Source organism: Mycobacterium sp. 3-98, assembly GCF_035918355.1.
In the GTDB taxonomy this organism is placed as follows: Bacteria; Actinomycetota; Actinomycetes; order Mycobacteriales; family Mycobacteriaceae; genus Mycobacterium; species Mycobacterium intracellulare.
In genome coordinates this window covers 1,521,964-1,537,045 of the sequence record NZ_CP142360.1, presented here as the reverse complement: position 1 = coordinate 1,537,045, position 15,082 = coordinate 1,521,964, and the positions used below count along the sequence as shown (strand labels likewise).

The 15,082-nt window shown below is 71.1% G+C and carries 13 protein-coding genes; 7 read left to right on the top strand and 6 right to left on the bottom strand.

All coding sequences use genetic code 11. From position 1 onward, the window contains the following. The first annotated feature begins 116 nt into the window (after positions 1-116). Both QGN30_RS07525 and QGN30_RS07520 read left to right on the top strand, forming a co-directional pair. A complete protein-coding gene (locus tag QGN30_RS07525; RefSeq protein WP_009953248.1) occupies positions 117-1,919 on the top strand; it encodes an acetyl/propionyl/methylcrotonyl-CoA carboxylase subunit alpha in 1,803 nt (600 codons plus the stop codon). A 193-nt stretch (positions 1,920-2,112) separates the two neighbouring features. Further along, complete coding sequence (locus QGN30_RS07520; RefSeq protein WP_248923221.1) at positions 2,113-2,547, top strand: STAS domain-containing protein; 435 nt, start codon at positions 2,113-2,115, stop codon at positions 2,545-2,547. On the opposite strand, the gene QGN30_RS07515 is transcribed toward QGN30_RS07520, so the two are convergent. Further along, positions 2,518-3,306 (bottom strand): RNA polymerase sigma factor SigF, encoded by a 789-nt coding sequence (locus QGN30_RS07515; RefSeq protein WP_008259929.1) that lies wholly within the window; start codon positions 3,304-3,306, stop codon positions 2,518-2,520. The two genes, QGN30_RS07520 and QGN30_RS07515, sit on opposite strands and share 30 nt — an antisense overlap. Further along, a complete protein-coding gene (locus QGN30_RS07510; RefSeq protein ID WP_008259930.1) occupies positions 3,303-3,740 on the bottom strand; it encodes an ATP-binding protein in 438 nt (145 codons plus the stop codon). The genes QGN30_RS07515 and QGN30_RS07510 overlap by 4 nt, the downstream gene beginning before the upstream one ends. Before the next feature lie 107 nt (positions 3,741-3,847). Between QGN30_RS07510 and QGN30_RS07505 the strand changes: the two genes are divergently transcribed. Then, on the top strand, positions 3,848-3,997 hold the full coding sequence (locus QGN30_RS07505) for a hypothetical protein (protein WP_248923222.1): 150 nt from the start codon (positions 3,848-3,850) through the stop codon (positions 3,995-3,997). A 175-nt stretch (positions 3,998-4,172) separates the two neighbouring features. On the opposite strand, the gene usfY is transcribed toward QGN30_RS07505, so the two are convergent. The 4 genes from usfY to QGN30_RS07485 form a co-directional block, all read right to left on the bottom strand. Beyond that, complete coding sequence (gene usfY / locus QGN30_RS07500) at positions 4,173-4,484, bottom strand: protein UsfY (RefSeq protein ID WP_201358427.1); 312 nt, start codon at positions 4,482-4,484, stop codon at positions 4,173-4,175. A 54-nt stretch (positions 4,485-4,538) separates the two neighbouring features. Further along, entirely contained in the window at positions 4,539-4,922 is a 384-nt protein-coding gene (locus QGN30_RS07495) for a hypothetical protein (protein ID WP_014385698.1), read from the bottom strand. Positions 4,923-5,073: 151 nt separating this feature from the next. Next, positions 5,074-6,426 (bottom strand): L-lysine 6-transaminase, encoded by a 1,353-nt coding sequence (lat, locus tag QGN30_RS07490; RefSeq protein ID WP_202349377.1) that lies wholly within the window; start codon positions 6,424-6,426, stop codon positions 5,074-5,076. A gap of 63 nt (positions 6,427-6,489) precedes the next feature. Continuing rightward, positions 6,490-6,942: an Lrp/AsnC family transcriptional regulator gene (locus QGN30_RS07485; protein WP_008259938.1), complete on the bottom strand. Its 453-nt coding sequence runs from the start codon at positions 6,940-6,942 to the stop codon at positions 6,490-6,492. Between the two features lie 30 nt (positions 6,943-6,972). On the opposite strand from QGN30_RS07485, the gene hglS reads away from it, so the two are divergent. From hglS to QGN30_RS07465, 4 genes are read left to right on the top strand one after another with little or no spacing between them, the layout of a single operon-like run. Continuing rightward, the gene (gene hglS / locus QGN30_RS07480; protein WP_233042203.1) at positions 6,973-8,208 is read left to right on the top strand and encodes a 2-oxoadipate dioxygenase/decarboxylase; all 1,236 of its coding nucleotides are present in this window, start codon (positions 6,973-6,975) and stop codon (positions 8,206-8,208) included. Further along, complete coding sequence (gene amaB, locus QGN30_RS07475; protein ID WP_009953254.1) at positions 8,205-9,725, top strand: L-piperidine-6-carboxylate dehydrogenase; 1,521 nt, start codon at positions 8,205-8,207, stop codon at positions 9,723-9,725. Before hglS ends, amaB begins: the two co-directional genes overlap by 4 nt. Positions 9,726-9,780: 55 nt before the next feature. After that, positions 9,781-10,440: a TetR/AcrR family transcriptional regulator gene (locus QGN30_RS07470; protein WP_009953255.1), complete on the top strand. Its 660-nt coding sequence runs from the start codon at positions 9,781-9,783 to the stop codon at positions 10,438-10,440. Between the two features lie 36 nt (positions 10,441-10,476). After that, the gene (locus QGN30_RS07465) at positions 10,477-15,081 is read left to right on the top strand and encodes an ATP-dependent helicase (RefSeq protein WP_014385702.1); all 4,605 of its coding nucleotides are present in this window, start codon (positions 10,477-10,479) and stop codon (positions 15,079-15,081) included. The last annotated feature ends 1 nt before the right edge of the window (position 15,082 follow it).

The window sequence follows — 15,082 nt, the reverse complement described above, 5'->3', positions numbered from 1 at the left end:
CCGCCTCGTCGGCCCAACGGCGCGGCGCTTAGACTTCCCGAGAACTCGTTGTAAGAAATTCTCTTAGAGAAGCCCCGCAGAAATACGTCTGCGACCGATGCCATACAGGAGGCGCTGTGGCCAGTCACGCCAGCTCGAGGATCTCCAAAGTCCTCGTCGCCAACCGCGGCGAGATCGCTGTCCGGGTGATCCGCGCGGCCCGCGACGCGGGCCTGTCCAGCGTGGCGGTGTACGCCGAACCCGACGCCGACGCGCCGCACGTGCGGCTGGCCGACGAGGCGTTCGCGTTGGGCGGTCAGACGTCCGCGGAGTCCTACCTGGACTTCGGCAAGCTCCTCGACGCGGCGGCCAAGTCCGGCGCCAACGCCGTGCACCCCGGCTACGGATTCCTCTCGGAGAACGCCGATTTCGCTCAGGCTGTGCTCGACGCGGGCCTGATCTGGATCGGCCCCAGCCCGCAGTCCATCCGCGACCTCGGTGACAAGGTCACCGCCCGCCACATCGCCGCCCGCGCCCAGGCGCCGCTGGTGCCCGGCACCCCCGACCCCGTCAAGGACGCCGACGAGGTGGTGGCATTCGCCAAGGAGTACGGCGTGCCGATCGCGATCAAGGCCGCCTTCGGCGGCGGCGGCCGCGGCATGAAGGTGGCCCGCACCATCGAGGAGATCCCGCACCTCTACGAGTCGGCCGTGCGTGAGGCCGTCGCGGCGTTCGGCCGCGGCGAGTGCTTCGTCGAGCGCTACCTGGACAAGCCGCGCCACGTGGAGGCGCAGGTGATCGCCGACCAGCACGGCAACGTCATCGTCGCCGGCACCCGCGACTGCTCGCTGCAGCGCCGGTTCCAGAAGCTGGTGGAGGAGGCGCCCGCGCCGTTCCTGACCGACGCGCAGCGCAAGGAGATCCACGAGTCGGCCAAGCGGATCTGCAAGGAGGCCCACTACTACGGCGCCGGGACCGTCGAATACCTGGTCGGCCAGGACGGCCTGATCTCCTTCCTGGAGGTCAACACGCGCCTGCAGGTCGAGCACCCGGTCACCGAGGAGACCGCCGGCATCGACCTGGTGCTGCAGCAGTTCAAGATCGCCAACGGCGAGAAGCTGGACCTCACCGAGGACCCCACCCCGCGCGGGCACGCCATCGAGTTCCGGATCAACGGCGAGGACGCCGGGCGAGGCTTCCTGCCGGCGCCCGGCCCGGTCACCCGCTACGACATCCCGACCGGGCCCGGCGTCCGGCTGGATTCGGGCGTCGAGGCCGGTTCGGTCATCGGCGGGCAGTTCGACTCCATGCTGTCCAAGCTGATCGTGTACGGCGCCACCCGCGAGGAGGCGCTGGCCCGCTCCCGTCGCGCCCTGGACGAATTCCACGTCGAGGGGCTCGCCACGGTCATCCCGTTCCACCGCGCCGTCGTGAGTGACCCGGCGTTCATCGGTGACGGCGAGAGCTTCTCGGTCCACACGCGCTGGATCGAGACCGAGTGGGACAACACCATCGAACCGTTCACCGCCGGCGAGCCCCTGGACGACGAAGCCGACGCCCGGCCCCGCCAGAAGGTCGTCGTGGAGGTCGGCGGCCGCCGGCTCGAGGTGTCGCTGCCCGGTGACCTGGCGCTGTCGGGCGGGGGCTCCGGCGGCGGCGAGGCGGGTGTCATCCGCAAGAAGCCCAAGGCCCGTAAGCGGGGGGCGCACGCCGGTGCGGCCGCCTCCGGCGACGCGGTCACCGCGCCCATGCAGGGCACCGTGGTCAAGGTCGCCGTCGAGGAGGGCCAGGAGGTTGCCGCCGGCGACCTGGTGGTGGTCCTCGAGGCGATGAAGATGGAGAACCCGGTCACCGCGCACAAGGACGGCGTCATCACCGGGCTCGCGGTCGAGCCCGGCGCGGCCATCACGCAGGGCACGGTGCTGGCCGAGATCAAGTAGCGGCCCGACGGACTTCAACGGGATCACCGGGAGCGTTGTCGCCCCTGGCCACCACGAGTAGGGTGGCGGGCAAGGTTGAGTTCACAGCCGCCGCCCGGGGTACGTTGTTGGCGTGGGGATAGGCGAAACTCCCTGCTTCTGCGAACTTTTTGCAGTCGGCTGACGTATTCCACAGCAGGAATCCTCCGCACGGATGGAGTCAGCAATGTCTGTGGCGCAATCGTGGCAACAAAGCCGCACGGCGCAGTTCACCGCCCGGTGGGGCCCGACGGGCACCCTGATCACGGTCGACGGTGAGCTCGACGCGGCCAATGCGGATCAGCTCGCCGCGTACGTCCAACAGAGCGTCAACCGCTCCCGGCGGGTGATCCTCGACCTGCGCGGCCTGAAGTTCATTGGCACCGCGGGCTTTTCGACCCTGCACCGGATCAACGTGGTGTGCTCGGCCGCGCAGGTGCCGTGGGCCATGGCGCCGAGCCCGGCGGTGTCGAGGTTGCTGCGCGTCTGCGATCCGGACGGCACGCTCCCGGTGACGACGCCGAAGGCCGAGCCGCTGCTCGAGCCGCTGCGGGTCGATGAGGGCGAAAACCCCCGGCCGCTATTGCAATTGGTCCCGCAGCCGCGTTAGCGATTTCGCCAGTAGGCGCGAGACGTGCATCTGTGAGATGCCGACCCGCTCGGCGATCTGCGTCTGCGTCATCGACTCGAAGAACCGCAGCACCAACACCGTTCGTTCCCGCTCGGGCAGGGCCTCGAGCAACGGGCGCAACGATTCCTGGTCCTCGATGCGGTCCAGGCCGGTGTCCACGTCGCCGAGGGTGTCGGCGATCGCGCGAGCTTCCTCTTCCTCGCCCCCGCCCCCACTGTCGATCGACAAGGTGTTGTAGGAGCTGCCGGCTACCAGGCCCTCGACCACCTCTTCGCGGTCCATCTCGAGCTCGGCGGCGAGTTCGGTCGCGGTGGGCGCACGGCCCAGCCGTTGGGACAGATCGGCGGTGGCGGTGCCGAGCCGCAAGTGCAGTTCCTTGAGGCGCCGTGGCACCTTGACCGACCAGCTGTTGTCGCGGAAGTGGCGGCGGACCTCGCCCATGATCGTGGGCACCGCGAACGAAACGAAGTCGGAGCCGGCGTCGACGTCGAAACGCACCACCGCGTTGACCAGCCCGACGCGCGCCACCTGGACCAGGTCGTCGCGCGGCTCGCCGCGGCCCTCGAAGCGGCGCGCGATGTGGTCGGCCAGCGGAAGGCAGCGCTCGACGATCTTGTCCCGTTGGCGCTGAAGTTCCATGGAATCGGCCGCGACGGAGGCCAACTCACGGAACATGTCCGGAACATCGGCGTACTCGTTCGGACGCGAGACCGAACCGCCGGCAGCTCGCGGTGTCACCTGCTGGAGGCCGCCCGTCGCGCCGTCAGTGTGATGCCGAAAACACTGCCGGTTTCATTGGGTTCGCGACCATCGTGAAAAGTCTGCACGTCGTCGGCCAACGACGTCAGCACATGCCAACTGAAGCTGCCGGGCGACACCACATCGTGGGTGTCGCATGCCGCGGAAGCCTCCACCACCAATTGGTCGTCCTGCGGATCGACCACGACGCTCAGCGTCGCGTCGGGAGTGGCCGAGCGAATCAACCGGGTGCACACCTCATCGACCGCGAGTCGCAGGTCCGCCACCGCATCGAAATCCAGGTCCTCGAAGGTGCCGATCGCGCCGACCAGGGTGCGCAGCATCGCGAGGTTCTCCAGCCGCGCTGCGACGTGAAGTTCGACGGCGCGATGGCCGCGCGGACGCTTGTTAGCGTGCGATCCAGCATCGTTCATATGGTCTCCCGGCATGGTTTGACTGACACTACTACTGCTCCGCAGCCCGCCGTGGACCGTGCGTTCGAGCCGGTCAGTCATGATCGCCGCCGGGTATCCGGCCCGCCATGGACGGGCCTGACGCGACCGATACAGACCGGACGCGCCGGCTCAGGCGCGTCGCAGTAATCGCCGGGGTCACGCTGATCGTCTTGCTGGTGGTCGCAGTGGGCATGTATGTCGATGTGTTCGTGATTCTGTCCCCCATGATGGGGTGACGCCATTTTTGTCCAAGCAAACGCAACCGTTTCGGCACTCATCATGGTGCACACCTGATACCCACTCGACGGCGCCCGTAATCTCGGATTCGGGTTTCCGGCAGGATCTGACCGCGGGCGACGTCGTGGCAGGTCACCCCGGGAAAAGCGGGGCGCCGCATGCGCGGACGGCCCCCTAGCTGGCGGGCCTTTGCCGCAGCACCTCGGGATGTTCGGAGTACCAGCGATCCGCGAGCCTGCGTATCCGCCGGTGCTCCAAGCCCAGCCAGATCAGACCCAGCACCGCGGCGATGACGGCGGTGACGCCCGCAGTCATGCCCTCATGGTGGTGTCCGGTCGCGAAGGCCGCCAGGCTCCCGCAGGTGCCGATCACCCCCGCGACCACCAACAGGTACCCCGGCCAGTGCAGGACGTCGATCAGCGACTCGCCGGCGAGCGGCCGCGTGGTCCTGAGATGGTCGACGGGGTCGTGATAGGTGTCTCCCATGGCTGCTCCCTGCTCCTCAGCGCACCATCAACGTTAGATCGCGGGGAGGCAAACCTAAAGAGCCAGCACCGGACCGGCGATCGGGGCGACGCCCATGGCGACCATGAGCGCCATGACGGTCAGCAGGAACCACCCGGCGCCCTGCCATCCCCACCAGGTTCCGCGGGCCTTCCACACGCGGTACGTGCGCACGAACGCCCAGATCCCGCCGGCCAGCGCGATCATCGGACCGCCGATCGCCAGCAGGGTGCGCTGCGGCGGGCCGCAGGCCACCGTGTCGACGCCCCCGGCCGGACACGTGCTCACCCACACCGCGGCGATCAGCAGGAAGCCGACGGCGGCGGCCGTCGCCGCGGCGGCGAACCGGACGGCGGCGAGCACCTCGCGGTCTTCCTGTCCCAGGCGGTCACCGCCTGGTCGCTGGCCTGCTTTCTGCATCGTCCTCACCTCCCCGGATTCGGCCCCGCCTACGTTCATCGCTAGCCGCGTCGTTTTGGTTACAACCCTCGCGGCTACGCCCCCCGGCGGCGGGTCTAATAAATACCCCCGGACAAACCGGGGCAAACGGCCCGGGGATCTGGTCAGGCCGTCAGGGCCGGTCGGTCAGGGCGCCGCGAATGGCCCGCATCGCGGCGTCGATCTCGGCGCGCGTGACGGTCAGCGCCGGGCGGAACCGGACGCCGTCGCGGCCCGAGGGCAGCACGATCACCGCGCGCCGCCACAGCCGGCGGATCAGCTCGTCGCGGTCGGCGGCGCTCGGCAGGCTGAACGCGCACATCAGCCCGCGGCCGCGGGGCTCGAGGACGACGCCGGGGAACTCGGCGGCGAGTTGCTCGAGGCAGCCCAGCAGGTAGGCGCCCTGGGCGGCGGCGTGATCGAAGAGTTCGTCGGCCTCGATCACCTCCAGGATGCGGCGGGCGCGCACCATGTCGGCCAGGTTGCCGCCCCACGTGGAGTTCAGCCGGGACGGCACCGCGAACACGTTGTCGGCGACCTCGTCGACGCGGCGGCCCGCCATGATGCCGCACACCTGGGTCTTCTTGCCGAATGCGACCACGTCGGGTTGCACGCCGAATTGCCGGTAGGCCCAAGCGGTTCCGGTCAGGCCGCAACCGGTCTGAACCTCGTCGAAGATCAGCAGCGCATCGTGCCGGTCGCACAGCTCGCGCATGGCGGCGAAGAACTCCGGCCGGAAGTGGCGGTCCCCGCCTTCGCCCTGGATCGGTTCGGCCACAAAGCAGGCGATGTCGTGCGGGTGGGCCTCGAAGGCCGCGCGGGCCTGGGCCAGCGACGCGGCCTCGAGCGCGGCCACGTCGGCCCCCGGCCGGATATAGGGGGCGTCGATGCGCGGCCAGTCGAACGTGGGGAAGCGATCCACGGTGACCGGGTTGGTGTTGGTCAGCGACAGCGTGTAGCCGCTGCGGCCGTGGAAGGCGCCGCGCAGGTGCAGCACCCGGGTGCCCAGCGCGGGGTCGAGGCCGCGCGCCTCGTTGAACCGGCTCTTCCAGTCGAACGCCACCTTGAGCGCGTTCTCCACCGCGAGCGCCCCGCCGTCGACGAAGAACAGGTGCGGCAGCGCCGGGTCGCCCAGCACCCGGGCGAACGTCTCGACGAAACGGGCCATCGCCACCGAGTACACGTCGGAATTGCTGGGCTTGTTCAGCGCGGCGGCGACGAGCTCCGCCCGGAATGCGTCGTCGCCGGCCAGCGCCGGGTGGTTCATGCCCAAAGCCGAGGAGGCGAAGAACGAGAACATGTCGAGGTAGCGCCGGCCGTCGCGGGCGTCATAGAGGTAGGAGCCGCGCGAGCGGTCCAGATCCAGGACGAAGTCGAAGCCGTCGATCAGCATGCTGCGCGCCAGCACCTCATGGACGCGGCCGGGATCGCGGTCGGCGTCCGGGCGGCGACCGGCGCGGGCGAAACGTTCCAGGGCGGCCGTCATGACGCCCATGCTACGGGCAAGACGCCGGATTTTTACACTATTATGGCGCTGTGCCAGGATAATTTATGGAATATGCTGCCTATCCGCGTAAAAAGTATTCAGGATGATGGTGCTGCGGGTCTTGACGTTCGCGGCCGTCCGGATCCGCTGCAGCAGGTCCTCGAGCGCCCGGGCGGACGCGACGCGCACCAGCAGGACGTAGCTTTCTTCGCCGGCCACCGAGTGACACGATTCGATTTCCTCGATGTGCTCGAGGCGGGCGGGCGCATCATCGGGTTGAGAGGGATCCAGAGGAGTGATGGCCACGAACGCCGACAGCAGGTGCCCGACGGCCTCCGGGTCGACGCGCGCCGAGTATCCGGCGATCACGCCGCGGGCCTCGAGGCGGCGCACCCTCGACTGGACCGCCGACACCGACAGCCGGGCGCTGGCCGCCAGCTCCGCCAGCGTCGCGCGCCCGTCGGCGACCAGTTCGCGCACCAGGATCCGGTCGACATCGTCGAGCGTCTCACTCATGGCCGGAGACTATCGCAGGAACGGCGCGCCGTGACCCGCGCGAAATGGCTGCCGACGTGGCAGCTTCGCGCGTTGTTCGCGGCGGGCCTCTCGGCGATGTACGCCGCCGAGGTGCCCGCCTACGGCACCCTGGTCGCGGTGAGCGAGCAGGTCAACGCCGATGTCGTGGCGCGCCAGCCCGACGCCGAACGGTTCGGCTCGCTGCGGCGCGTCACCGCCGAGCGGCACGGCGCCATCCGTGTCGGCAGCCCGGCCGAATTGGCCGCGGTCGCCGACCTGTTCGCCGCGTTCGGCATGCTCCCGGTCGGCTATTACGACCTGCGCTGCGCGGCCTCCCCCGTCCCGGTGGTGTCGACCGCCTTCCGGCCGGTCGATGCAAACGAGCTGTCGCTCAACCCTTTTCGAGTGTTCACCTCGATGCTGGCCACGCGCGACGCGCGCTTCTTCGACCATGACCTGCGCCGCCGCGTCGAGGCCTTCCTGGCGCGCCGCCGGCTGTTCGATCCCGCGTTGCTCGCCGGCGCGCGCACCATCGCCGCCGACGGCGGCTGCGCCCGCGACTGCGCGCACGAGTTCGTCGCGGCGGCGGTGGCGGCGTTCGCCTTGTCGGCCGAGCCCATCGACAAGTCCTGGTACGACGAGTTGTCGCGGGTGTCCGCGGTGGCCGCCGACATCGCCGGCGTCGGCTCCACCCACCTCAACCACCTGACGCCGCGCGTCCTCGACATCGACGATCTGTACCGGCGGATGACCGGGCGGGGCATCACGATGATCGACGCCATCCAGGGGCCGCCGCGCACCGACGGGCCGGCGGTTCTGTTGCGCCAGACCTCTTTTCGCGCCCTGGCCGAACCCCGCCGGTTCCGCGGCGCCGACGGCCGGATCACCGAGGGGGCGCTGCGGGTGCGCTTCGGCGAGGTGGAGGCCCGCGGTGTCGCGCTGACCCCGAAGGGCCGCGCGCGCTACGACGCCGCGATGAGCGCCGCCGACCCGGCCGCGGTGTGGGCGGAGCACTTTCCGCCCACCGACGAGCAGATGGCCGCCGAGGGGCTGGGCTACTACCGCGGCGGTGACCCGTCGGCGCCGATCGTCTACGAGGACTTCCTGCCGGCGTCGGCGGCGGGCATCTTCCGGTCGAACCTGGACAGCGACGCCGAAACCGCCGACGCGCCAGACGAATCCGGCTACGACGCGCAGTGCCTGGCCGGGGCGATCGGCCGCGACATCGCCGACCCCTACGCGCTCTACGAGGAGGCCTGCAGATGACCACCGAACAGTTACGCGCCCGGGTGCTGGGGGCATTCGACGCGATCGGCGTCACCGCGAGCCTCGGCGAGCCGGACGCTCATGGGCTGCCGGCCAGCACGCCGATCACCGGCGAGGTGCTCTTCACCGTCGCCCCCACCACGCCCGAGCGCGCCGAGCGGGCGATCGCCGAAGCGGCCCAAGCGTTTTCGGTGTGGCGAACCACGCCCGCGCCGGTGCGCGGCGCGCTGGTGGCGCGGCTGGCCGAGTTGCTGACCGAACACAAGCGCGAACTGGCCACCCTGGTGACCGTCGAGGTCGGCAAGATCACCTCCGAGGCGGCCGGCGAGGTGCAGGAGATGATCGACGTCTGCCAGTTCGCCGTCGGCCTGTCGCGCCAGCTGTACGGGCGCACCATCGCGTCGGAACGGCCCGGGCACCGGCTGCTGGAGACCTGGCACCCGCTCGGCGTGGTCGGGGTGATCACCGCGTTCAACTTCCCGGTCGCCGTGTGGGCGTGGAACGCCGCGCTGGCCCTGGTGTGCGGGGACCCCGTGGTGTGGAAGCCCTCGGAGCTGACGCCGTTGACGGCGCTGGCCACCCAGGCGCTGATCGCCCGCGCCGCGGCCGACGTCGGCGCCCCGCCCGCGGTGAGCTCCCTGGTGCTCGGCGACCGCGACCTCGGCGGGCTGCTGGTCGACGACCCCCGGGTCGCGCTGGTGTCCGCGACCGGTTCGGTGCGGATGGGCCGCGAGGTGGGCCCCCGCGTCGCCGCGCGGTTCGGCCGGGTGCTGCTGGAGCTGGGCGGCAACAACGCCGCCATCGTGACCCCGTCGGCCGACCTGGACCTCGCGGTGCGCGCCGTGGTGTTCGCCGCCGCCGGCACCGCCGGCCAGCGCTGCACCAGCCTGCGCCGGCTCATCGTCCACGAATCGGTGGCCGACGAGGTGGTGGACCGCGTCGTGTCCGCCTTCCGGCGACTGCCCATCGGCGACCCGTCCGCACCGGGCACGCTCGTCGGGCCGCTGATCCACGAGACCGCCTACCGCGACATGGTGGGGGCGCTGGAATCCGCGCGCGCCGACGGCGGCGAGGTCATCGACGGCGACCGCAGGCACCCGCAGGGTCGCGAGCAGCCGAGCGCCTACTACGTCGCGCCGGCCGTGGTGCGCATGCCCGCTCAGACCGCCGTCGTGGCGACCGAGACCTTCGCGCCCATCCTCTACGTGCTGACCTACGACCGGCTGGGCGACGCGATCGCCCTCAATAACGCCGTGCCACAGGGGCTTTCGTCGTCCATCTTCACCACGGACCTGCGCGAGGCCGAACGGTTCCTGGCCGAATCCGACTGCGGAATCGCCAATGTCAACATCGGCACCTCGGGCGCCGAGATCGGCGGCGCGTTCGGCGGCGAGAAGGAAACCGGCGGCGGGCGGGAATCCGGCACGGACTCGTGGAAGGCCTACATGCGCCAAAGTACCAATACCGTCAATTATTCCGGTGAGTTGCCGCTGGCCCAGGGCGTGGAGTTCGGATGAAGCCTGTGAATCCATTGTGGCGGTCGTCTCATGTCGTGTGAGTACTATCTGACACATGCCGACAGCCCGAAGGCGTCTATCCCCCGAGGATCGGCGCGCTGAGCTGCTCGCTTTAGGGGCAGAGGTTTTTGGGAAGCGACCTTACGACGAGGTCCGCATCGATGAGATCGCGGAACGCGCCGGGGTGTCGCGGGCCCTGATGTACCACTATTTCCCCGACAAGCGAGCGTTCTTCGCAGCGGTGGTCAAGGACGAGGCCGACCGCCTGTACGAGAACACCAACATGGACGACGTCACCGGTCTGACCATGTACGAGGAGATCCGAGTCGGCGTGCTGGCCTACATGGCCTACCACGAGCAGAACCCGGAGGCCGCCTGGGCGGCGTACGTCGGGCTGGGCCGGTCCGACCCGGTGCTGCTGGGCGTCGAGGACGACGCCAAGAACCGCCAGATGGAACACATCATGTCCCGGATCAACCAGCTGCTCACCGAGCTGAACACGGGCATGGAACCCGACGTCGAGCGGCATCTGCGGGTGATCCTGCACGGCTGGCTGGCGCTGACCTTCGAGATCTGCCGGCAACGGATCATCGACCCCACCACCGACGCCGACAAGCTCGCCGACGCCTGCGCGCACGCGCTGCTCGACGCGATCGCGCGGGTGCCCGAGATCCCGGAGAAGCTCGGCGAGGCGATGTCCACCTCGCGGCTCTAGGCGCGGCATGTCGGTCCCCGTTGGCACCATGGATGGGTGAGCACTCGCGCTGATTCCGGGCCGCCCGGCCCCGCCGACCCGCTGGGCCGGTTCAGCGCCGTCACCCGAGAGTGGTTCACCGGCACCTTCGACGCGCCGACCACGGCGCAGGCCGAGGCCTGGGAGGCCATCGCCGACGGTCACCACACTTTGGTGATCGCCCCCACCGGGTCCGGCAAGACGCTGGCGGCGTTCCTGTGGGCGCTGGACAGCCTCGCCGGCGCGGCCGGCCGCCCGCCGGGCACCCGGGTGCTCTACGTGTCCCCGCTCAAGGCGCTGGCCGTCGACGTCGAGCGCAACCTGCGCACCCCGCTGGCCGGGCTCACCCGCATCGCCGAACGCCGGGGCCTGCCGCCGCCGGACATCAGCGTCGGCGTGCGCTCCGGCGACACCCCGCCCGCCACCCGCCGCCAGCTCATCAACCGGCCTCCCGACGTGCTGATCACCACACCGGAGTCGCTGTTTTTGATGCTCACCTCCGCGGCGCGCGAGACCCTGGCCGGGGTGCAGACGGTGATCGTCGACGAGATCCACGCCATCGCCGCGGGCAAGCGCGGCGCGCACCTGGCGGTGTCGCTGGAGCGCCTCGACGCGCTGCGGGAGGACAAACCCGCCCAGCGGATCGGGCTGTCGGCGACGGTGCGGCCACCTGAGGAACTCGCCCGGTTCCTGTCCGGGGGGCAGCCGACCACGATCGTCGCGCCGGCGTCGGCCAAGACCGTCGAGCTCACCGTGGCCGTGCCGGTGCCTGACATGGCGAACCTGGCGAACAACACGATCTGGCCCGACGTGGAGAACCGCCTGGTCGACCTGATCGAGGCGCACAACTCGACGATCGTGTTCGCCAATTCGCGTCGGCTGGCCGAACGACTTACCGCCCGCCTCAACGAGATTCATGCCGAGCGCAGCGGCGTCGAGCTATCCACGGAGGCCAACCCGAAGGTGGCGGGCGGCGCCCCGGCCCACATCATGGGCTCCGGCCAGACCTACGGGGCCGAGGCGATACTGGCGCGCGCCCACCACGGTTCGGTCAGCAAGGAACAACGCGCCCTGGTCGAGGAGGACCTCAAACGCGGACTGCTCAAGGCGGTGGTGGCGACCTCCAGCCTGGAGCTCGGCATCGACATGGGCGCCGTCGATCTGGTGATCCAGGTGGAGGCGCCGCCGTCGGTGGCCAGCGGGCTGCAACGCATCGGCCGGGCCGGGCACCAGGTCGGCGAGGTCTCCCAGGGGGTGCTGTTCCCCAAGCACCGCACCGACCTGATCGGCTGTGCGGTCAGCGTGCAGCGCATGCTGGCCGGCCAGATCGAGACGATGCGGGTGCCGGCCAATCCGCTCGACATCCTGGCGCAGCAGACCGTGGCGGCCGCCGCGCTCGAGCCGCTGGACGCCGACAAATGGTTCGACACGGTGCGCCGGGCCGCCCCGTTCGCGACGCTGCCGCGCAGCGTGTACGAGGCCACCCTGGACTTGTTGAGCGGCAAGTACCCCTCCACCGATTTCGCCGAGCTGCGTCCGCGGCTGGTCTACGACCGCGATACCGGCACGCTGACCGCGCGCCCCGGCGCGCAACGCCTGGCGGTGACCTCCGGCGGCGCCATCCCCGACCGGGGGCTGTTCACGGTGTATCTGGCCTCCGAGGCCGAAAAGCCTTCGCGGGTCGGCGAACTCGAAGAGGAAATGGTCTACGAGTCCCGCCCCGGCGACGTCATCTCGCTGGGCGCCACCAGCTGGCGCATCACCGAGATCACCCACGACCGGGTGCTGGTGATCCCGGCGCCCGGCCAGCCGGCCCGGTTGCCGTTCTGGCGCGGCGACGGGGTCGGCCGCCCGGCCGAGCTGGGCGCCGCGCTGGGCGCGTTCACCGGTGAGCTGGCCGGGCTCACCCGGGAGGAATTCGAAACCCGCTGCGCCGGACTGGGTTTCGATGCCTACGCCACCGACAACCTGGCCCGCCTGCTCGACGAGCAGCGTACCGCCGCCGGGGTGGTGCCCACCGACACCACCCTGCTCGTCGAGCGGTTCCGCGACGAGCTCGGCGACTGGCGGGTGATCCTGCACTCGCCCTACGGGCTGCCGGTGAACGGTCCGCTGGCGCTGGCGGTGGGACGGCGGCTGCGGGAACGCTACGGCATCGACGAGAAGCCCACCGCCTCCGACGACGGCGTCGTGGTGCGCCTGCCCGACACCGTGTCCGATTTCGCGTCGGACACGGGGATCGAAACCCCGCCCGGCGCGGACCTTTTCGTCTTCGACGCCGACGAGATCGACCCCATCGTCACCGACGAGGTGGGCGGCTCGGCGCTGTTCGCATCGCGGTTCCGCGAATGCGCGGCGCGCGCCCTGTTGTTGCCGCGCCGGCACCCGGGCCGCCGCTCGCCCCTGTGGCAGCAGCGCCAGCGCGCGGCCCAGTTGCTCGAGGTGGCCCGCAAATACCCCGACTTCCCCGTCGTGTTGGAGACCATCCGCGAATGCCTGCAGGACGTCTACGACGTCCCCGCCCTGGTGGCGCTGATGACCGGCATCGCCCAGCGCAGGGTGCGGGTTGTCGAGGTGGAAACGGCGCGGCCCTCGCCGTTCGCGGCCTCGCTGCTGTTCGGCTACGTCGGCGCGTTCATGTACGAGGGCGACAGCCCGCTGGCCGAGCGCCGCGCCGCCGCGCTCTCGCTGGACAGCACGCTGCTGGCCGAGCTGCTGGGCCGGGTGGAACTGCGCGACCTGCTCGACCCCGAGGTCATCGCCGCCACCGCCCGCCAGCTGCAGCACCTCTCTGCGGAACGGGCCGCGCGCGACGCCGAGGGCGTCGCCGACCTGCTGCGGCTGTTGGGCCCGCTGACCGAGGAGGAGGTGGCCGCCCGCGCGGGTGGCGCCGACGTGGGGGGCTGGCTGGAGGGCCTGCGCGCGGCGCGGCGCGCGCTGACGGTGTCGTTCGCCGGCCGCGGCTGGTGGGTGGCCATCGAGGACATCGGGCGGCTGCGCGACGGCATCGGCATCCCGGTTCCGCTGGGCGTGCCGACGGCCTTCACCGGGGAGGTCGCCGATCCCCTGGGCGAATTGCTGGGCCGCTACGCGCGCACCCACACCCCGTTCACCACGGCCGAAGTGGCGGCCCGATTCGGCCTGGGGCTGCGGGTGACCTCCGATGTCCTGGGCCGGCTGGCCGCCGACGGGAGGCTGGTGCGCGGCGACTTCGTCGCCGAGACCCCGGGGCCGTCCGGCGGTGTCGCCGGGGCCGAGCAGTGGTGCGATGCCGACGTGCTGCGCATCCTGAGGCGGCGGTCGCTGGCGGCGCTGCGGGCCCAGGTCGAGCCGGTCAGCACCGCCGCCTACGGGCGCTTCCTGCCCGCCTGGCATCACGTGGGGGCGGCCGAATCGCCGCGCGCCCCTGGCCATTCCGGGCTGGACGGGCTGATGTCGGTGATCGATCAGCTGGCCGGCGTGCGGATCCCCGCTTCGGCGATCGAGCCGCTGGTGCTGGCCCCCCGGGTCCGCGACTACTCCCCCGCGATGCTCGACGAATTGCTGGCCACCGGCGAGGTCACCTGGTCGGGCGCCGGGTCGATCTCGGGTAGCGACGGCTGGATCGCGCTGCACGCCGGCGAATCCGCGCCGCTGACACTGGGCGGGCCCGCCGACATCGAGCTCGGCGACGCCCACCGCGCCATCCTGGACACGCTCGCCGGGGGCGGCGCCTACTTCTTCCGCCAACTCGCGCACAGCGGGGTGCCCGACGCCGCGCTCAAAACCGCGCTGTGGGAACTGATCTGGGCCGGCTGGATCACCGGCGACACGTTCGCCCCGGTGCGCGCCGTCCTCGGCGGCGCCGGCGCGCGCAAGCGCTCGGCGCCCGCGCACCGCTCGCAACGCCCGCCCCGGCTGAGCCGGTACAGCGTCGCGCACGCGCAGTCCCGGCCCGCCGACCCCACCGTCGCCGGCCGCTGGTCCATCCTGGCGGCCCCCGAGCCGGATTCCACGCTGCGCGCCCACTACCAGGCCGAGCTGTTGCTGGGCCGCCACGGCGTGCTGACCCGGGGCGCGGTGGCCACCGAGGGCGTCCCCGGCGGGTTCGCCACCCTGTACAAGGTGCTGAGCGCCTTCGAGGACGCGGGCCGCTGCCAGCGCGGCTACTTCATCGAGTCGCTGGGCGGGGCGCAGTTCGCCGTCGCGTCGACCGTCGATCGGCTGCGCAACTTCAGCGAGGGGGTCGATCCGGAACGGCCGCAGTACCGGGCGGTGGTGCTGGCCGCCGCGGACCCGGCCAACCCGTACGGCGCGGCGCTGCCCTGGCCCGCCTCCGGCGGCGAGGGCGCGCGCCCCGGCCGCAAGGCCGGCGCGCTCGTCGTGCTGGTCGACGGCGAGCTGGCCTGGTTCCTGGAACGCGGTGGGCGCTCGCTGCTGACATTCACCGACGATCCCGGGGCCCACCACGCGGCGGCGTCGGCCCTGGCCGACCTGGTCGCCTCCCGCCGCGTGGCGGGGATGCTGGTGGAGCGCATCGACGGGGTGCCGGCCCTGGCGCCCCGCGCGGAGGCGTCCGGCCCGCTGGGCGCCCTCACCGAGGCCGGATTCCACACGACGCCACGCGGACTGCGGCTGCGCTGAG